Source organism: Paenibacillus sp. MY03, assembly GCF_002165585.1.
GTDB lineage: Bacteria > Bacillota > Bacilli > Paenibacillales > Paenibacillaceae > Pristimantibacillus > Pristimantibacillus agaridevorans.
The window spans coordinates 41,264-59,159 of the sequence record NZ_MXQD01000020.1; the positions used below are offsets into that span (position 1 = coordinate 41,264).

Annotated in this window: 21 protein-coding genes; 1 reads left to right on the forward strand and 20 read right to left on the reverse strand. The window is 41.9% G+C overall.

The genetic code is table 11. The features are described from left to right. The 7 genes from B1748_RS18525 to B1748_RS18555 all read right to left on the reverse strand — a co-directional run bounded on the left by B1748_RS18525 (nucleotide 1) and on the right by B1748_RS18555 (nucleotide 6,462). Nucleotides 1-972, reverse strand: a complete 972-nt coding sequence (locus B1748_RS18525) for a glycosyltransferase family 2 protein (RefSeq protein ID WP_087569419.1) — start codon at nucleotides 970-972, stop codon at nucleotides 1-3. Beyond that, nucleotides 969-1,775: a glucose-1-phosphate cytidylyltransferase gene (gene rfbF, locus B1748_RS18530; RefSeq protein WP_087569420.1), complete on the reverse strand. Its 807-nt coding sequence runs from the start codon at nucleotides 1,773-1,775 to the stop codon at nucleotides 969-971. Before rfbF ends, B1748_RS18525 begins: the two co-directional genes overlap by 4 nt. A 20-nt stretch (nucleotides 1,776-1,795) precedes the next feature. Then, a complete protein-coding gene (locus tag B1748_RS18535) occupies nucleotides 1,796-3,343 on the reverse strand; it encodes a glycosyltransferase (protein WP_179215665.1) in 1,548 nt (515 codons plus the stop codon). 24 nt (nucleotides 3,344-3,367) lie between these two features. Beyond that, nucleotides 3,368-3,934 (reverse strand): dTDP-4-dehydrorhamnose 3,5-epimerase, encoded by a 567-nt coding sequence (rfbC, locus tag B1748_RS18540; protein WP_218781642.1) that lies wholly within the window; start codon nucleotides 3,932-3,934, stop codon nucleotides 3,368-3,370. Nucleotides 3,935-3,936: 2 nt separating this feature from the next. Next, nucleotides 3,937-4,854, reverse strand: coding sequence for an NAD-dependent epimerase/dehydratase family protein (locus B1748_RS18545; protein ID WP_087569422.1), 918 nt, complete (start codon nucleotides 4,852-4,854; stop codon nucleotides 3,937-3,939). Nucleotides 4,855-4,867: 13 nt separating this feature from the next. Next, nucleotides 4,868-5,929: a CDP-glucose 4,6-dehydratase gene (rfbG, locus tag B1748_RS18550; RefSeq protein ID WP_087569423.1), complete on the reverse strand. Its 1,062-nt coding sequence runs from the start codon at nucleotides 5,927-5,929 to the stop codon at nucleotides 4,868-4,870. Between the two features lie 335 nt (nucleotides 5,930-6,264). Beyond that, nucleotides 6,265-6,462 carry a cold shock domain-containing protein gene (locus tag B1748_RS18555; RefSeq protein ID WP_087569424.1) on the reverse strand — a complete coding sequence of 66 codons (198 nt, stop codon included), beginning with the start codon at nucleotides 6,460-6,462 and terminating at the stop codon, nucleotides 6,265-6,267. Nucleotides 6,463-6,764: 302 nt separating this feature from the next. On the opposite strand from B1748_RS18555, the gene B1748_RS18560 reads away from it, so the two are divergent. Beyond that, on the forward strand, nucleotides 6,765-8,699 hold the full coding sequence (locus B1748_RS18560) for a tetratricopeptide repeat-containing glycosyltransferase family 2 protein (RefSeq protein ID WP_087569425.1): 1,935 nt from the start codon (nucleotides 6,765-6,767) through the stop codon (nucleotides 8,697-8,699). A 60-nt stretch (nucleotides 8,700-8,759) separates the two neighbouring features. Here B1748_RS18560 and fliT read toward each other — a convergent pair whose 3' ends face one another. From fliT to B1748_RS18625, 13 genes are all read right to left on the reverse strand, one after another. Continuing rightward, entirely contained in the window at nucleotides 8,760-9,107 is a 348-nt protein-coding gene (gene fliT, locus B1748_RS18565; RefSeq protein ID WP_087569426.1) for a flagellar protein FliT, read from the reverse strand. Then, the gene (gene fliS / locus B1748_RS18570) at nucleotides 9,100-9,498 is read right to left on the reverse strand and encodes a flagellar export chaperone FliS (RefSeq protein WP_087569427.1); all 399 of its coding nucleotides are present in this window, start codon (nucleotides 9,496-9,498) and stop codon (nucleotides 9,100-9,102) included. The genes fliT and fliS overlap by 8 nt, the downstream gene beginning before the upstream one ends. Nucleotides 9,499-9,514: 16 nt before the next feature. After that, nucleotides 9,515-10,999 carry a flagellar filament capping protein FliD gene (gene fliD / locus B1748_RS18575; protein WP_087569428.1) on the reverse strand — a complete coding sequence of 495 codons (1,485 nt, stop codon included), beginning with the start codon at nucleotides 10,997-10,999 and terminating at the stop codon, nucleotides 9,515-9,517. A gap of 12 nt (nucleotides 11,000-11,011) precedes the next feature. Beyond that, a complete protein-coding gene (locus tag B1748_RS18580) occupies nucleotides 11,012-11,401 on the reverse strand; it encodes a flagellar protein FlaG (protein ID WP_087569429.1) in 390 nt (129 codons plus the stop codon). 240 nt (nucleotides 11,402-11,641) lie between these two features. Then, entirely contained in the window at nucleotides 11,642-12,397 is a 756-nt protein-coding gene (locus tag B1748_RS18585; protein ID WP_087569430.1) for a flagellin N-terminal helical domain-containing protein, read from the reverse strand. 275 nt (nucleotides 12,398-12,672) lie between these two features. Beyond that, entirely contained in the window at nucleotides 12,673-12,915 is a 243-nt protein-coding gene (gene csrA / locus B1748_RS18590) for a carbon storage regulator CsrA (RefSeq protein WP_087569431.1), read from the reverse strand. A gap of 12 nt (nucleotides 12,916-12,927) precedes the next feature. Continuing rightward, nucleotides 12,928-13,362, reverse strand: a complete 435-nt coding sequence (gene fliW / locus B1748_RS18595) for a flagellar assembly protein FliW (protein WP_087569432.1) — start codon at nucleotides 13,360-13,362, stop codon at nucleotides 12,928-12,930. Between the two features lie 124 nt (nucleotides 13,363-13,486). After that, nucleotides 13,487-14,059: a DUF6470 family protein gene (locus B1748_RS18600; protein ID WP_087569433.1), complete on the reverse strand. Its 573-nt coding sequence runs from the start codon at nucleotides 14,057-14,059 to the stop codon at nucleotides 13,487-13,489. A 1-nt stretch (nucleotide 14,060) separates the two neighbouring features. Further along, on the reverse strand, nucleotides 14,061-14,966 hold the full coding sequence (gene flgL / locus B1748_RS18605; protein ID WP_087569434.1) for a flagellar hook-associated protein FlgL: 906 nt from the start codon (nucleotides 14,964-14,966) through the stop codon (nucleotides 14,061-14,063). A 33-nt stretch (nucleotides 14,967-14,999) separates the two neighbouring features. Further along, nucleotides 15,000-16,535, reverse strand: a complete 1,536-nt coding sequence (gene flgK / locus B1748_RS18610) for a flagellar hook-associated protein FlgK (RefSeq protein ID WP_087569435.1) — start codon at nucleotides 16,533-16,535, stop codon at nucleotides 15,000-15,002. Nucleotides 16,536-16,550: 15 nt separating this feature from the next. After that, nucleotides 16,551-17,045, reverse strand: a complete 495-nt coding sequence (locus B1748_RS18615; RefSeq protein ID WP_087569436.1) for a flagellar protein FlgN — start codon at nucleotides 17,043-17,045, stop codon at nucleotides 16,551-16,553. 24 nt (nucleotides 17,046-17,069) lie between these two features. Next, nucleotides 17,070-17,342, reverse strand: coding sequence for a flagellar biosynthesis anti-sigma factor FlgM (gene flgM / locus B1748_RS18620; protein ID WP_087569437.1), 273 nt, complete (start codon nucleotides 17,340-17,342; stop codon nucleotides 17,070-17,072). Between the two features lie 97 nt (nucleotides 17,343-17,439). Next, nucleotides 17,440-17,862 carry a TIGR03826 family flagellar region protein gene (locus B1748_RS18625; RefSeq protein ID WP_087569438.1) on the reverse strand — a complete coding sequence of 141 codons (423 nt, stop codon included), beginning with the start codon at nucleotides 17,860-17,862 and terminating at the stop codon, nucleotides 17,440-17,442. Nucleotides 17,863-17,896 lie beyond the last annotated feature (34 nt).

Sequence of the window (17,896 nt, forward strand, 5' to 3'; positions counted from 1 at the left end):
TCATGGGTTCCCTCCATTTTGTTCGTTTAACACAAGAGCGTTCATAAGCTTTTGTTCTCTCTCTGTGATCCATGGAGCATGAAGGAATTCCTCTGCATGAGTGAGCAATTCTACTTTCATGATATCTAATTGTTTCTCGCAACCCTTCCCTCGACCATGATGGATCTTCTCTACCATTGAAATCATATATGACCATGCTGCATATCGTACGTGCTTGCACTCCTCCGGTACATGCTCAGAAATATAAGCAACCCTATCTAGCTGCATGGCTAAATACTCATCCAAAAGTTCAGGCCACACAATATCCTGTTCAAGAAATGAGGTGGTATTGTTCGTATGCTTACAAAATCGGTATGTCGGGATTCCATGAGCAACCGCTTTATTAATATTCGCAAGCAGGCGATACGTCACATGAATGTCGTCGATTATTTTCCCAGGGACATAACGGATTCCATCATATAACCTGCGCCGGTAAAGCTTCGTTTGGCTCCCTGTATTAAACTTCTCCCGCTTGAGAAATTCACTTACCGTCTCGGCGCGATTCCAAACATATGTCCCTTCATACACATGATTCGGCTCTATTAGTCCATTCGTTTCATGAACCGAGCCCGAAATAGCAACATCCGCTTGTTGTTGAACGATCAGCTGATGCAGCAACTTAAGATGGTTGGGTTCGCAATAGTCATCATCATCCAGATGAATCAAATATTCACCTGTAGATTCCTGAATCCCAAGATTTCGAGCGGGTGCAGGACCTTGATTTTCGGCAATAGAGAAAACACGAATAGCAGAGGACTTTTCCGAATAGGCGCAACATATTTCATCGGTTTTTCCATCATCTATTGAACCGTTGTTGATGAGTAGGATCTCGAAATCACGAAACTCTTGCTCCAGCAAGCTATCCAACATTCGCGGCAAATACATCCAACGGTTATAGGTGGGAAGAACTACGCTAATAGACGGACTATTCATACATTTATCCCCGATTTCCTGTTTTCATCCCAGATTTTCCACGGGGCACTCTTGCTTGACCAATAATTCTCCAAAACCAATTTGTCGCGCAAAGTATCCATACAGTGCCAGAATCCGTAGTGCTTATACGCGCATAAAGCGCCATTAGCACTGAGATTCTCCATAGGCTCTTTCTCGAGAACGGTAAAGTCGCCATCTAAATAGTCGAAAACTTCTGGCTCCATGACCATAAATCCACCGTTGATCCAGCCGCCTTCCTCAACTGATTTTTCGGCGAAACCAATTACATCAGTTCCCGCATTATCAAGGTTTAGAACACCGAAACGCCCCCCTGGCTGTACAGCCGTAAGTGTAACAGTCTTCTTATGGGTTCTGTGATGATCGAGTAATCGAGGAATATCAATATCACTCACACCATCTCCATAGGTGAGCATAAACGTTTCGTTATTAATATGTTTCTTAACGCGCGCGAGACGTCCTCCCGTCAAAGTCGAGAGACCCGTATCAACCAAGGTAACACGCCATGGTTCTGCTACATTCTGATGAATCACCATTTGATTGTCATTACGGAAATCAAACGTAACATCAGACATATGCAAATAATAATCCGCAAAGAATTCTTTTATCATATGCGCTTTGTAACCGAGGCAAATCACAAAATCATTAAAACCGTAATGGGAATAAATTTTCATAATGTGCCACAGTATTGGGAATTCACCGATTTCAATCATTGGTTTAGGACGCACTTGACTTTCTTCACTAATACGGGTCCCGAGTCCCCCTGCGAGAATAACAACCTTCATGTTCAGTCCCCTTTAATAATTTAATCGTTCGAAGAATTCAGAATGTTCCAGTACAATAGCTGTATATCCATATCGTTTGGCCATAGGACCTTAGCGGAAGCTGCCATGACTAAAGCGAGCGGAAACTCATCAATTAATGTAGCTACATAAATGCGATAATACATTGCAATCCGGTTTAGTGGTGATTGCTGACTGATTTCCTCAATCAAATCACACGCTTTCGCCATATCTTCTTGTTGAAAGCTTTCAATTAATAAATTCTCTTTTTCAGTGAGAGAATCATCCCGATCCCTAGAATCGATTTCCTCGACTAGTAGCTGCGGGTGTTCATAATAGTACTCTTGAATCTGCCTAGAACAACTCAGAAACCACTTCTGACCATATGATGTATTGTTGTTTTCTTGATTAGCCTTTAGAATGAACCCTCTTCCAGCACGATTCTTATTTTGAGGATCACATACACAGGACAACAGCAAAGGAAAATATAGTTTTGTATCTTGTGGAACTTGTTCCATTAGATAAACAAGACGGGATAAGTAGGATCCCCAAATTACGTTTTTCTCTTGTTCGGAATTCATCGCTCTACGGATATAAGGCTCACAAGTGACAAAAATTTGAGCAAAAGAGGATTCCAAGTAGGAACTCACTATACTATTACTAAATAAATCACCCAGTCTCTCGAGCGTTTTTAAAGGCGAAATCATATTACTGGTGTGATTTAATCCGTTTAATGCTTCCACTATATAAGTCCAATGTAAATTAAGTAGGAAGGCCTCATTTTCTAAAGATCGAATGTTCAATTTGTCCAAAACATTAAAGCCTGCCAAGTATAAAATGTCCGCTTCGCACAAACGAAGATAACCAAATGGGCGAGTATTATAGGACGAGTTTTTTCGGCTCAGAAAATAATAAAGAGGTCGATCAATACAAACAAGCATCCTACAACGAACCAGATAGTTCAACATAACAACAGTATCAATCGTCCATGATAAAGGTTCAATGTTATCCCAGCATTCCGAATGATGACGAATGAAAAAATCCTTTTGAAATAACTTCCCCCACCAAGTTCGCATGCCATTATAAAGTTGAACGAAGTTGACTCCAATTTCCTCGATTTTATCCATTTCAACCCTTGGGGGTGTGCGTTGTCCAACAACTTCATTCGTTTCTTCGTTCACAAAGTAATGTCCGGCAACCACCATGTCAGCAGATGCTCGCTTGGCCGCACTATACATAACTTCTGCAAAATCAGGCGCTAAGTAATCATCTGAATCTATAATAGAAAAGTATTCACCCGCAGTCTCTTCAGTATAAGGCCACCAACCTGTCTGAAAGGGAGTTATTCCTTCTTGACTCACATTGTTTTTTTCATTTTCGACAACATGAATACGCGAGTCCAACTCCGCATATCGCCTAATTATCTCGCCGGTAGAGTCGGTAGAGCCATTGTTACGAATGCAAAGAACAATGCTGCGTTCTGTCTGGTTAAGGACACTTTCGATTGCTTTTGCAATATACTTTTCTGCATTATATGCCATCATTAAAAACGTAACTTTTATCTGTTCCATATGCATCCTTTCATTCCCAGAAGATTAGAAGCCACCGTATACATCTACAAACTGGGCAAATGTCTGTAATTTCTGATCCTTTGCAGAAAGAATGACACTTCCATCTACTAGGTTCAATGGCCATTCTATAGCCAATGCCGGATCGTTCCATATGATGCCATCATCATATTCGCCGTAAAATTTTTCTGCGCATTTGTAAGACACGATGGATTGTTCTAATACTAGATAGCCGTGCCCGCAGCCTGCAGGTATAAGCAACTCATCGTTCGATTCTCCAGACAAATAAAATCCCTGCCAATTGCCAAAGGTTTTTGAGTTCTTACGCAGATCTACCACGACATCGAAGATATGTCCTTGAACGCATCGGACCAATTTCGCCTGCTGTTTAACACGTTGGAAATGAATAGCACGTATAACTCCCTTATGGGAATTAGTATAGAAAACTTCTTCCAAATTATGACGAATCCCATTCTTCTCGAAAACTTCACGGGAATAATCCTTTATAAAGTAACCACGCTCATCTTCGGCTATAAAAGGTTTTATAAGCATCAATCCTTCTATTTCTGTGGCGTGAAACGAAAAGTTCTGCATGATTATTGATCCTCTCTTTGAACCCATTTCATCGTTCTTACAATACCTTCGGAAAAGGAAATTTCGGCACGAAAACCTGTATCCCGCTCGGTTTCTGAGCAGTTGAATACCTCCATCGGAAGATTAACGCCAGTAAAGGGAACATCCCCGAATTGAAACTCTTTTTCCGGTGCAAGCTGTTCTTTCATTTCGAGGATGAATTCTCTCAACGGACGTGCATTGGAGCTTCCAATAACGTACTCATGATTCGTTTTCCCGTTGTCACCAATTAGATATAATGCTCTAGCCACATCCGCCACGTGAACAAAATCATAATTTTGTGTCCCAACTGTAAATTGTAAAGGCTTGTCATTCATTATATTGCGGAGCGTCGTATTGATAAAACGCGGGGATATTTCCCCTTCGCCAAATGCGTTAGTTATAACCGCCCATAGATGATCAATTCCAAGTTGAGCGGCCACAGACTTACTCATGCAATGGGCAATCAACTTCCCTCCACCATAAATGTAGCCCATCCCAGGCTCGCTTCCTTGGGAAAACGCAACCGTCGTCGTTTCTTTCTCCATAATACTTCCCGCACCTACGAATCGCTTACAGCCCATTTCCTTTGCAACTCGAACACTATCCACTGTCCACTGCGCATTTTGCAGCTGCAAGGCTGTATCAGCACGCGATGGACCTGCACTCCCTGCCCAAGCTAAATGATAGAAGACATCGATATCTGTATCGGCAATCTTATCTTTTAGATCACAAATCCGGCTTATATCAAAAGAAACAAAACGCACTTTCTCGTGATTCGGAATATGATCGTCTCTTCCTTCACGCCCCGCAGCAATAACCGATACATTTTGTTTTAATAATTCATTTATGAGAGCTGCACCCAAGAACCCGTTCGCACCCGTTACCAAAGCCTTTTTCAAAGCGCACCCTCCTTTATCCCTCTGCGTAGGCTAGAATTTGTCGATTCATAACTTCGCTAATGTTTTCACCATTTTGATAGGCTTTACTCCACTCAACCGTTTTCTTTAAAGCATCCTCAATATGCCACTTTGGCTTCCAACCTATAGCGCTTTTGAACATGGAACAATCGAGTTTTAAATAATGCGCTTCATGAGGTGCGTTCTCTTCGGGTATGCAATTCCATGATGCCGATTCTCCCCAGATTCCGCAGAACATATCCACTAGCTCCCCTGTGGAAACACAATCTTCATCATCTGGTCCGATATTATAGGAACCCGCGAATTTTGAATTCTCTAATTGCGATATTGCCAATTGAAGATAGGCAAATATGGGTTCAAGCACATGTTGATACGGGCGGGTAGAGGCTGGATTGCGTACAATAATTTCACGATTTGCTGAGACAGCTCGCACACAATCGGGAATAATCCGATCTATTGCAAAATCGCCACCACCAATTACATTGCCTGCTCTGCAGGTTGAAATCGCACAACTTTGTTGTCGGAAAGAAAAAAAGGAATTGATATAACTTGAAGTCACTAATTCAGAGCACGATTTGGAATTAGAATATGGATCAAAACCATTTAATTCATCGTTTTCACGATATCCCCAACCCCACTCTTTATTTCGGTAAACTTTATCTGTTGTTACATTGACTACCGATTTCACACTATCACAACCGCGCACGGCTTCCAATAAATTAACAGTTCCCATTACATTAACTGCATATGTATCAACCGGGTTTTTATATGATTCCCTAACCAATGGCTGGGCTGCCATATGAATCACGATTTCTGGCTGATAAGTAGCGAAACAATCCTGTAATCTCTTTAGGTCACGGATGTCTCCCGTAATGGAAGATAATTTATTGTCTACTTCTGACAATTTAAACAAACTGGGTTCGGTTGGAGGTGCAAGGGCATAGCCGATAACCTCTGCTCCACTTAGAGTAAGTACCTTGCTCATCCATGACCCTTTAAATCCTGTATGTCCTGTAACCAGAACTTTCATTCCTCTATAACGATCTAGAAGTCCCATATCCACCAGCACCTTCTTAATGAGCATATATATATTAGTATATCGAACATTCCACCCATAAAATTAAGGGTAAATGCTCGCTGATCGACAAACGCTTCAGCAGATCACTGACATTCGGGAAGATCATCGATAGATTCACCAGATCGCAGTCCAACGAAACGGCTGATCTCCTAGGTAGGTCCACCACGTCGTTTGCCAACCCCAGTTAGGTATACACCCTAGAGATGGCGACTATGTTTGGTGTATAAAAAATAAAGCTCCGGGTTTCCCCGGAGCTTTGTGATAGGCACTGTCAATTGAACCATCTATTTCAGTGGCTAATAATAGCCGGATGATTACAGTTTGACTACGTTTGCAGCTTGTGGACCGCGTGCGCCTTCAACGATGTCGAATTCAACCGCTTGACCTTCTTCAAGCGTTTTGAAGCCTTCGGATTGGATTGCGGAAAAATGAACAAATACGTCGCCGCCTTGCTCAGTCTCGATGAATCCATAGCCTTTTTCTGCATTAAACCATTTTACTTTACCTTGCATTCGCAAACATTCCCTTCATCTTCAAATACTGTGAGGCTTCAATGAGGTCTGGCCCACAAATTGACTATACCACCGAAATCATGGAATTGTCAAACAATTTCTTGGAAGCGGATACATCCACGGTTTTATTAGACATCCGAGCTAACAGATGATGGTCTTTTTAATCATTTGTTTGTCTTGATTTACTACATATTATGTAGACATCTTACACAGGCAGCATTCTAATATAATAAGTGCGATCTAAATGACGATATAATATATAATACTGATTATAATATCGATAAGTTAGGAGATCTAGCATCGTGGAGAAGCTCTTATCTATATGCATGATTGTAAAAAACGAGGATGATGTTCTGGAACGCTGTCTCAAGAGTGTAAATGATTTAGCTGATGAACTCATTATTGTCGACACAGGTTCAACCGATTCAACGAAGAAAATTGCCGCTTTATATACCGATCACGTATATGACTTCAAATGGGTAAATGACTTCTCAGTTGCTCGAAATGAAAGTATTCGGCACGCAACATCGCAATGGGTGCTCGTGTTGGATGCCGACGAATATATTAATCCTGATGATATTGCAAGGATTCGCTTGTTTTTACAGGAAGAAGCGATAACTCCTTCATCCATATACACCATATCTGTAGTAAGCTACGTTGGGCAATCAATCCATTCGACCAAATTAACGGAAGCATCGATACCTCGATTATTCCCTAACTTCCAAGGCATTCAGTATGAACGCCCCATTCATGAGCAGCTGATAAATACTTCCGGCGAAACATTAAGAGTTACTGCCTCCCCAATAACCGTGTTTCATACCGGTTATATTCTGGACGTCATAGATAAAAAGAGAAAGCAGCAAAGAAACGAAAAAATATTTTCAGAACTAAAGAAAAAAACGGGATTCACCCCATACGATCATTTTTGCGTAGGAAATGAATTCTCTGTTAAAGGGGATCTTAAAAAAGCGTTATACAGCTATGAAAGAGCATTCTCAAAAACAACATCGCAGCACCCTTGGAGGTTCGACTGCGCATCAAAAATATGGAATATATTTTTAAAGCTTGATCGCCTTTCTGACGCATGGGAGCTTAATGAAAAGTTTTTCAAAGCCTATGATAATTTTCCTGAATACCATTGCTTTCAAGGCATTATCTATGAACAAATGGGAATGTACGGAAAATCCAAATCTGCTTTCGAAAAATCTATTCAAAAAGCGGAACAGTTGTCGGCCAAGAGTAAATTTTGGTTGATTAACCCTTTGTATGGGTCAAGCATACCTCTAAATAGGTTGGCACATCTCGCCTCCATAGAGCAGGATTTGAATAGTTTCGTTTATTATCAAACAAAGATACTCCAATCTAATCCAAATGAATATAATGCACTGAGTCAGCTTCTCGACGTTTTAGCAAACCATGAATCCGTCCAATCTGTTCAGCAATATATTGATAAACTATACCCTGAACTAAAGCAGAGAGACCTGCATATGCTTGTTAGCATTTTAACAAATATCGGGCAGACCGAGCTTTCAAAGATTTACTATTCCGAGTTAAACGATCCCTCTTTACTTCGAATGGAGATACAGCTTAAATATGCAATCTTACATGATCAACAACAAGTTTTCAGAGCACTTCTTAAATCGATAGATTTACCTATCGATCAAAGCAGTACACTTCGCTGCGTCGCAGCAGGCAATATATTGTGGGGAGTCTGCGAAAAATCTCTTGAAATCTTTCAAACGGCTGCAAATGAACTATCTATTCCAGCAGCATTATATGAAAAGCTCATTCATGATAAAGAGATACTCGATGAATGGTCAGATGAACAATCTCTCGCAATATTCGAGTTTGCATCCGAACTCTTCTTGTTGAAAAAATATGAGTTGTTCGACCGAGTAGTTCAACGAGCCGAGCATTCTGCGCTTCTAAACCTACTAGCTAATTTCTTTTTTAAAAAGAACCAAATTGATCTATCCGTGAATTACTATCAAATAGTACTGGAACGAAATGAGTTAACTGCTTCGGGGTGCGAGAACCTAGCGTTCCTACATTTCAATAACAACCTAATTGATGACGGTCTCGTCTTTCTTGAACGAGCAATTGAACTTGGCCCGGATTCGAAACAACTGCTTGGTTATTACATCAGTCATTCAAACAATGAGACAAAGAAGCTTCATTATATGAACCTGTTATATGATTATTTCCCTTTGTTACGCAAACTGTCTATTATAAAGTAGCTATACCGAATAGCAAACAAAAACCAGTTTCCGATTTTGAAACTGGTTTTTGTTTGCTATTCACTTCTTAAAATCTATAAACATACTCTCATAGTCGTATTCCGCGTTATAAGCTAGTTTTCTACTCTTATTTTGCTGATTTCGAAGCAACCAGTCACTTGCTTCATCCCTGTAATGCTCCATCTTTTTTAAGATGGTTTGATCCTGCGACAGTATCCATTTCAAGCTTGCCTTCTGCTCCTCATTTAACCCGCCACTCAATTTACTCTTGTTTATGAGGTCGGCACAAAGTTCATCTCGCTCCTCGACAAAAGTCTCCAGTTTCTCATAGGTAACTTTATCGATATTCTCGACAATCGTTACAGTTAAATCCCGAAGTCTGCTTAATAGCAGCGTCAGATCATGCACGATTCGCCCCTGCATGTGTGGTTGCATCGCCGGATTTACTAATCGTAACCCACGCTTCTTTTAATTCTGTCAGGAGTGTTACAACTTCTTCTGCCTCAGATGTGCTTTTGCGTAAATTGGATTGGATCAGCAAGTGCAACATGTATTCATATAATTGAACCAACTGTTTAGATATCTCGTAATCGAAGTTCAAGGTTGCGACAAGCTCATTGATAATCGCCTGCGCTTTTATCAAATTGTTATTCGCTTGTTCAATGTTCTTGTTGTCAATACCCTCAATTCCTAATTTGGTAAAACGGATTGCACCTTCATATAGCATGATTACCAACTTGGAACCATTCACAGTTTGAGCTTGTGCTTGACGATATTTATCATAAGGTGTTGTTATCAACCTTGACGCTCCTTTCTTACGATAACAAATTCGTGATACTGCTGCTTTGACTGTTTAGTTTATTAATTGCAGACTCCATTGCTGAAAACTGTTTATAATAATTATTTTCCCAAATAACGAGTTTTCGATTCTGTTCCGCTATTCGCGAATCGAGCTGATTAAGCTGATTTCCTATTATACTCGAGGCAAGAAATCCTGAAGTAAGATCTGCACTTATTCTAGATGTGCCCGCCTTGTTATAAAGATCATCCATCCCTTTTTTCGCAATATCCGTAATACGATTTAACATGCCTTTGGATGAAGCGTCAGTGCCAAATTGATTAGCTCCAAAAAAGGCGCTCAGCTTCTCCGGTTCCTGCTCAATAAGAGCACGCAGCTTACTTTCGTCCTCTAACTTCAACTGCCCCCTTGTGCCATAAGAGCCTGTTACAATACCCAAATCCATTATAGACACTGAACCATAATCTGTATCAACACCTGTAACCATAGATGTACGTAGCGAATTTGTGATCCCTGTGAGAATGCTATCATTTCTTAATAGCCCGCTCTTTGATTTTACTTCCCACTTTTCGATCTCGTCTTCTGTCATTCCTTCCTTCTGGTCATCTGTCAATGGTTTGTACGCACGAAAGCGTTCTTCGTTCGTTTTACCATTAATAAGCGACAGCAAGGAATTATACTCTTCAATAAAAGTTTTTACTGCCGATACGAGTTCGTCAGTATTAGCTGCAGTCGTAACCGTTGCGGTGCCTGCACTTTTCAATGTGATGGTAAGTCCATCATAAGTAATCGTATTAGATGAGCTAGTTCTCGGATCTGTACCGTTAATGGTGTACACCGCATCTTGTCCAGCAACTGAAACTTCCGGATCAATATTGCTAAACAGAACGCCATCCAGGCTAATCGTGCCTGCACTAGCCCCTGTTACTTTATTTTGTACAACCAGATTCCCCGAGGCACTGTCGAAGGTAGCCGACACTTTTTCTCCATATTGGCTATTTATCTTTTTCACTAAAGATTGCATCGTATCGGTAGCTTCAAAGTTTACAGTTAATGTCTCTGATGAGGTGTCAGGTTTTGTTATTACGATATTAATAGATGAGCTGTTCGAAATTGCCCCTCCAGATGCAATAGTTACAAGAGAATCCCTGGTAATACCGGTAAAAGTAGCTGTCGCAGATGATGCCGTTGCAGTATTGGTTACATTAATGCTTACCGGAAGTCTTGTCGCATCCTTCCTCGCTACCACCGAGATCGCATCAGGATTAGTGCCGCTTGTCGAAGCCTTCAACGATTGATTATTAAACGTATTCCGCAAGCTTGTCATTTTGTCGTTCACTAAAGTTACTAATTTGGTACTCACTTCACGATAGGATTCACGCTGCCATTCGAGTGTCTGCTTTTCTTGTTGCAGCCTGTTCAACGGCCCTTTACGAGTCATCATTAGCTGCTTCACCATCGTGTCAATATCCATTCCAGATGCCAAGCCTGATAATCGCATCTAGCAACCTCCTTAAACCTTTTTGTCTATTATGATTCCTGCAAACTTCAATAAATTCGCTAAATAATCCAAGGTCTTTTCTGGAGGGATTTCGCGTATTACGTCTCCCGAATCCTTATTTACTACTTTTATTAAAAGTTGATTGGATTCCTCGTGGACTGAAATACTTAGTGAAGTATTCGGCCCTTGCAAATCCTTTACAGCAGCACTTAAAATCTTGTCCCATTGTTCGTCGCCAATAGATTTCTTTACACCTGTATCTGGTTGATTAAATATACTTGATGTTGGAGTAGGTGTAATCGGTTCAGAGTTTTGTTGATATTGTGCATACTCTCGAGCAACAGGCCGGCTCTCTGCCTGGCTTCCTCCGGAGTAGCTGCCACCGGCAATTCCAGTAATCATCTCATAACCTCCCGATTAGCTCCTTATATATTATTTATCGGTATATGACAGATTTTCATTAGTATATATAGTCATAACCACCGACTTAGCCGGTGGCTTCCATCGGCCCTATATCATAAAGGTCAATGGGATTTTTACGTATAGCTATAAGCTTTCCTGAACCCCTCAGTCGAACTGGGGGGTTTCTTATACAAAAAAAAGGCACCGATTTTAATCGGCGCCCTATTTTTTCTAAGATGATTAACGGAGCAAGGAAAGAACGCCTTGCGGTTGTTGGTTCGCTTGCGCAAGCATAGCTTGGGAAGCTTGAAGAAGAATGTTGTTCTTCGTGAGCTCAACCATTTCCTTAGCCATGTCTGTGTCGCGGATACGCGATTCAGAAGCACTGATGTTTTCAATCGTAGTACCAAGGTTGTTGGAAGTGTACTCCAAACGGTTTTGAAGAGCACCCAATGTACCACGCGATGTTGTAACCGATTTGATTGCAGCATCAACGTCAGACTCACCTGTCGAACCCAGCGATACAGTTGTTGAACCGATTGTAATGACAGTGCTTGCAACGTCACTTGTTCTGATGTCGATGGAATCGGACAGTTTCTTGCCGTTGAAGTTAGTCGTCGTTGTGATCTGCGTGATTTGGGAGTTCAGAGCATTCAACTCCGCAGTAATGTTTGCAGTATCATCAGAGCTGTAAGTTCCGTTAGCGGACTGAACGTTAAGCTCTTTCATACGAACCAACATTGCACTTACTTCGTTAAGTGCACCCTCCATTGTTTGAACGAAGGAGATACCATCTTGAACGTTCTTTTGGGATTGTTCAAGACCACGGATTTGAGCACGCATAGTCTCGGAAATAGCAAGACCTGCAGCGTCGTCGCCAGCACGGTTAATGCGAAGCCCGGACGAAAGTTTCTCCATGGATTTTCCAGCCTTAACATCGTTCATTCCCATGTTACGGTGGTTGTTCAAAGCTGTGATGTTGTGATTAATACGCATTGATAATTCCTCCCTGAAATGTTGTGATTTCCACATCCTTGTGGTTAGCAGTTGTTTATATAACGGCTATATTAATATTATCGGCGGCATTTCGGAAATGTTTATAGCAGTCTTCATTTTTTTCGGCTGTTTTTATTGTTTTGATGAGAGCGGAAATAGCCAGCCTAAGCTAGCCGGCAATCTTTCATACATATAGATAACCCGCGTCTCTGAAAAAAAGACACGGGTTGCAAAATGCTGAGATCCAAAAAAAATAACCAGTAGTTTATGTCTTCCTAAGACTTCTCTTTCTTCAACAAATTAAACTGTTCTTTAAGTTCTGTCATACTTATTGGAGACTGTTCTGCATCACGATTGGTATGCTCGATCGATACATACAACTCTTTTCTTAAGATTGCAACTTCCTTGGGTGCTTTTATGCCTAGCTTTATTTGGTCGTTAGTAATCTCAATTATGCTTATTTCAATATCTTCTCCAATCAGTATTGATTCTCCTTTTTTTCTAGACAATACAAGCATTAAATCCCCCCCTTACTCCATATCTTGTTTTGTGAAGAGTAATTGGCTTACTTTATACTTGCCGTCCGGCAATATATATTGTATGCCTCGTTTGCTGGTTACATTGATTATGATCGGTGCAGCCAAGTTAATAGTTGCATTAGCAAGATTATCCCGAATGGTTACAATGCTAATGATTTTCAGACTTGAGTTCTCTGCAATACTCAATTCATCTAATACGTAATCAGGCAAATCGAATTCATACTCCTGAAAAAAATCAAAAGGCGATACGATTATAAATGATAGTGCACCGTCGTCTATTGAGTGTAGATACATAAATGGGCTGTCTTCCACTGCGATCACTTTAAATCTTTTATGCTCTTTGAAGCCAGGTATCCCATTTTTAAAAGAAATCACTTCATTTTCATCGTATTCGATTTCACCTAAACGTGATGATTGCATCAGCATAACTACACCTCATTTCACTATTTTGCGATACGACAGTTGGAAATTGTTCGTAGTGCATATCTGTTCCCTAAATTAAAAAAACCGTATAAGTCTGCTACACCTATACGGATTCCCAAAATCATGGCTATCCAAACATATTAACTTTGGGTACACTTATTTGAAGAGATGGATAACGTTCCATGTAAATTTGCAACTGCCCCCTTGTGAATGAGACCTCCACCTTTTGGGGACGGATATCAATCTCTACATGACCACGATTAAAGTTAATGTCCGGTTTTGAAATTTTCGCCTCAAACTGAACATTATCATACGAAGCAGAACCATAAACTTCAATTTGCATCGGCTCCTTCGTAAGATTAGACCAAGCAGCTTCACCAACTTGGTCGACGTCAGTCAGTATCTCTCCAATTCTGTTGTACTCCTCCACGGTGCCTCTGACTGCTTCTACAACGAACTTACCGCTTTGATTATATATACGGTTCATAAACTGCAGATGACTGCCGCCATTAAGCGCATCCCACATCGCGGACATATCTACGATAACAACAGGTTGCTCCGATTTAATATCCAAAGTGGACGGTTCGGTCTGAATATTCATTTGTGCTCTCGGCTGCGAGATATCAAATTTTCCTGCCTCACTCTTCATGCCGATTTTTGCCGATGTCGACTGAATTTGAATTTGTGGTATCGGTAACATACTACCTTAAAAAATCCACTAAGGATTTACTAACAATTTTTGCACCAACTGATAGCGAAGCCTGATAAATATTTTCGTTGATCTGAGCACCAATAAGCAGCTTTTCGAAATCAGCATCTTCGGTTTTTGACTGCATACCAGTTAAATTAATATTTAAATCTCCAAGTCTATTCTGAATCAGCTCTACCCGATTCGTTCGAGCACCAAACTCCGACCGTATATTTAAAATTCGATTAATACTTATGTCTATATTTGAAAACTCAGCATCAATAGAATCATGCAAACCGCTCTCTAGCCCTGTTATTATTCGATCCAATACGGAAAAAACATTATCTGTCGTACCTGCGGGATCAGCAATACCGAATACTTTCTCACCTGGCTGATTAATATCCAATGTCATATTAAAACCAACGGCGTATTGTATCGTTCCATTATCCGTTTCAGAAGCTTTTGGGTTTGTTTTGCTGTAGGGAGCTTGGTCATAATTCTCCCCATTAAATATATATTTTCCATTAATCTTGCTATTCGCAATATCTACAAGCTGATTCTTCAGTTGAATGATTTCATTTTTGACGCTATCAAGCGCAACTTGCGAATTGGTTCCATTCGAAGCTTGAATAGATAAATCTTTAACCCGTTTCAAAACATCTCCCGCCTGACTGAGCACTGTATCATTAAAGTCAAGCCAAGAGAGCGCAGCGTCTACGTTCTTCTGATATTGCTCCGTGGCCGATAGCTCCGAGCGGTACCGTAAGGAATATGTAATACCTACCGGATCATCGGATGCTTTGTTGATCTTGCGACCAGTCGCCGTTTGCTGTTGCAACTGCTCCATCTGGGTCATATTCCTGTTTAAGTTTCTAGACAATTGCAAATGCATCATACTCTGCGTTACTCGAAGCGTCATACTCCAGTTCCCCCTTAGCGATAACCGCTTAAATTAGCGGCCAACGACTCCTGTTCCATTGATAAGCTTATTCAGCATCTCGTCGAATGTAGTCATGAATCTTGCAGATGCGCTGTAGGCATATTGGTACTTAATCAGATCGGACATTTCTTCGTCCAAAGAAACCCCGCTGACGGATAATCTGTTGCTTTGAACTTGGTCCAATTGCATCTGTGAGTTGTTGTACTGTCTATCCGCTTCCTGACTTTGAACGCCAAGAGCACCGACAACGGCACCATAAAAGTCGCTAACCGTTGCTTGAGTAATACCTCCGCCTTTTGCAGTCTCATCAAAAGCAAACCTTACGTTTTTTAATTCGGACATGAGGAGCGCCAATCCGTTGTTCCCTTTAATTACGCTTGTTACTCCGCCACCGTCAGTAGTCGTGCGCAACGAAGTAGCGATTTTGTTGGAGTCGGCCGCTATAGATGCATTAAGCTGATAATTCCAACCTGTCAAACTGTTCGGATCAGCGGTAAAGACGAAGAAATCTTGTCCGGCAGTAGCCGGATCCTCTAACGTGTAACCAAGCTTATGCAATCCATTAATACCGTTAACCGTAATGGTTTGGTCGGCAGCAAGCGGCACGGTAGTACCAGGCAGAACCGACCCTTTGGGTATCGTAACCTCGATTTCCCCATTTGCAATCGTATTCGCTAGCGTGTGCAACTGACTCGCGAATTCCGTCACGTATTTATCGCGGGATACGATCATGCCATGAACTTCTCCGCCCTGCAGAGATCCGCTAGTATACGCGGCTTCCAGCGTTCCCGCAGTGACCGGAGTGACTGTCGTTCCTTCCAACAGGTTCGTCGTCCCCATGTTAATGGTATAACCTTGGTTAGTTTCGGATACTGTAATGTTCATGATTTTGGAGAGCTTGTCCGTCATGAGATCCCGTTGATCCCTAAGATCGTTGGCACTATCGCCAATGGATTCGATTCTGCCAATCTCCCGGTTCAATGAACTAATGGTAGAGAGAAGCGAATTGGCTTCTGACGCCTTTACATCGACATTGGAAGTTAAATCCGCATGTAGATCCGTCAATTGACGATTCAGCTCGTTGAATGTATCCATTAACGCCTTCGATGTTTCCTGCAAAATTTCCCGTCCCGTTACGTTCTCTGGGTCCTTGCTCAGGTCAGACCATGAGCTCCAGAACTTCTCCATGACTGCACGAATTCCATGATCAGAAGGTTCATTGACGTAGCCCTCGAGCTTGTTAAGCGTATCCGTCTGAATCTCCAAGCTGCCAACACCATGACTTTGTTCACGGTATTGCTGATCCAGGAAAGCATTGCGAATACGGGTAATTGAAGTAAATTCAACACCCGTACCAAGCTGTCCCGGTGCGTTCGAGCGATTTAAGCCATATGCCTCGATCGGCCTCGCTGCAACCATTGTTACCTTTTGCCGTGAGAACCCTTCTGTATTGGCATTAGATATGTTGTGACCAACCGTATTGATCGCAGCCTGCTGCGTGAAAATGCCTCGTTTTGCCGTCTCCAGCGAGTGGAAGGTCGATCTCATCGTTTCATCTCCTCGTTATGCTCTCGAATCGTACCAATTGCGCTTATTCCCGTAGTTGGTGCTCATTGGATGCTGGTACGTAACGTCCTCGTTAGGATCTTCGACCATAAGACTGATCGAGAAATTAACGAAATCCAATGACTGCTGGATGAGCATCTGGTTCTCTTCGTTAATTTGCTTGAGCCTGGTAAGTACGCGAGTCAGCGACTCGTGCATCTCCATAAGCTGACGCTTCTCTTCCGGATGATTGACGGACTTGATGAGATCCGATAATATGCCAGAGCGGTTGCGGAAGCCCAGCTCCTTGAAATGTCTAGCCGTCATGAGCAGTCTGTTTGTCTCCAACTCATCGGCTTGGGCGGTCAGCAGCTTTTCTTTCTGCGTTAGAACGTTCAGTTTAACAACTTCATTGGCTAGAATAAGCGGTTTCTTCTCTTCCTCACAGACAAGCAGCCTCTCGTACAAGTTCAACTGCTGCTGCAATATTTCGATCATGCCTGTCATCGACATCCGCTCATCCCGCCTTTATTCCGTTCAATTGTTGTTGTTTAAATAAGGCAATAACTTCTCTGCAATCTTGCCTGCATCGACATGATATGTGCCAGAGGCAACGGATTGCTTGAGCTCGTTCAGACGTTCTGTACGTTCCGTGCTGTTAAGCTTGCTCGTCGTCAGCATCTCCTTGGCTGCGGCCGAAATTTGCACTTCGTCCTTTTGTTTGGCCTTCTTGGCGCTCTCCGCCCTGAATTCCGAATGTTTCTGGTACGGATTTGTGCCGCCTATGCGATTGGTCTCGTTTATCTTCAATTTATCCACCTCATTCATTTACGGGAACTAAAAAAGCCGAATACCTTATGCAAGTATTATCGGCTTTAGTCAAGCTTTATTTAATAGTATTGTTGATTTATCTGTCCTTATACTGGGATATCCCACGGTATGCGGCCTGCGCTGCGCGTTTCTCTTCCTCCGTCATCGCCGCTTTGCTGGCTTCATTCCGTCTCATCTGGTTTGTGTCCTTAACAAGACGGGCGCGGCAGCTGTCACAGATATGATTCTCACGGATTAATGTACCGCAAGATTCGCATGGGTAAGAAAGATTTGGGGCATTAACCATCGAAATACGTCCTTCTCGAATGAACTTCGTGATTTGTTTGATGGAGACGCCGGTCTGGTCCGACAACTCCCCAATCATCGCACCTTTAAACTCTCTCAGATAATCTGCGCACAACTGATACTCTCTATCGATGTCCCGAATGCAGACCGGGCAAACATCTCTGAAGTTTTTGGCAAATAGCTTGCCGCAGCGAGGACAATTATCCAAATTCATAACTCAACGACCTCCTTGTCCGTAAAAACCAGCT

Bases quoted from the DNA above. Each gene is read 5' to 3' on its own strand.
- B1748_RS18525 (WP_087569419.1), bottom strand. From the start codon at position 972: ATGAATAGTCCGTCTATTAGCGTAGTTCTTCCCACCTATAACCGTTGG.
- rfbF (WP_087569420.1), bottom strand. From the start codon at position 1,775: ATGAAGGTTGTTATTCTCGCAGGGGGACTCGGGACCCGTATTAGTGAA.
- B1748_RS18535 (WP_179215665.1), bottom strand. From the start codon at position 3,343: ATGGAACAGATAAAAGTTACGTTTTTAATGATGGCATATAATGCAGAA.
- rfbC (WP_218781642.1), bottom strand. From the start codon at position 3,934: ATGCAGAACTTTTCGTTTCACGCCACAGAAATAGAAGGATTGATGCTT.
- rfbG (WP_087569423.1), bottom strand. From the start codon at position 5,929: ATGGGACTTCTAGATCGTTATAGAGGAATGAAAGTTCTGGTTACAGGA.
- B1748_RS18555 (WP_087569424.1), bottom strand. From the start codon at position 6,462: ATGCAAGGTAAAGTAAAATGGTTTAATGCAGAAAAAGGCTATGGATTC.
- fliD (WP_087569428.1), bottom strand. From the start codon at position 10,999: ATGCGATTATCAGGCTTGGCATCTGGAATGGATATTGACACGATGGTG.
- B1748_RS18580 (WP_087569429.1), bottom strand. From the start codon at position 11,401: ATGATTACTGGAATTGCCGGTGGCAGCTACTCCGGAGGAAGCCAGGCA.
- B1748_RS18585 (WP_087569430.1), bottom strand. From the start codon at position 12,397: ATGCGTATTAATCACAACATCACAGCTTTGAACAACCACCGTAACATG.
- csrA (WP_087569431.1), bottom strand. From the start codon at position 12,915: ATGCTTGTATTGTCTAGAAAAAAAGGAGAATCAATACTGATTGGAGAA.
- fliW (WP_087569432.1), bottom strand. From the start codon at position 13,362: ATGCTGATGCAATCATCACGTTTAGGTGAAATCGAATACGATGAAAAT.
- B1748_RS18600 (WP_087569433.1), bottom strand. From the start codon at position 14,059: ATGTTACCGATACCACAAATTCAAATTCAGTCGACATCGGCAAAAATC.
- flgL (WP_087569434.1), bottom strand. From the start codon at position 14,966: ATGACGCTTCGAGTAACGCAGAGTATGATGCATTTGCAATTGTCTAGA.
- flgK (WP_087569435.1), bottom strand. From the start codon at position 16,535: ATGAGATCGACCTTCCACTCGCTGGAGACGGCAAAACGAGGCATTTTC.
- B1748_RS18615 (WP_087569436.1), bottom strand. From the start codon at position 17,045: ATGTCGATGACAGGCATGATCGAAATATTGCAGCAGCAGTTGAACTTG.
- B1748_RS18625 (WP_087569438.1), bottom strand. From the start codon at position 17,862: ATGAATTTGGATAATTGTCCTCGCTGCGGCAAGCTATTTGCCAAAAAC.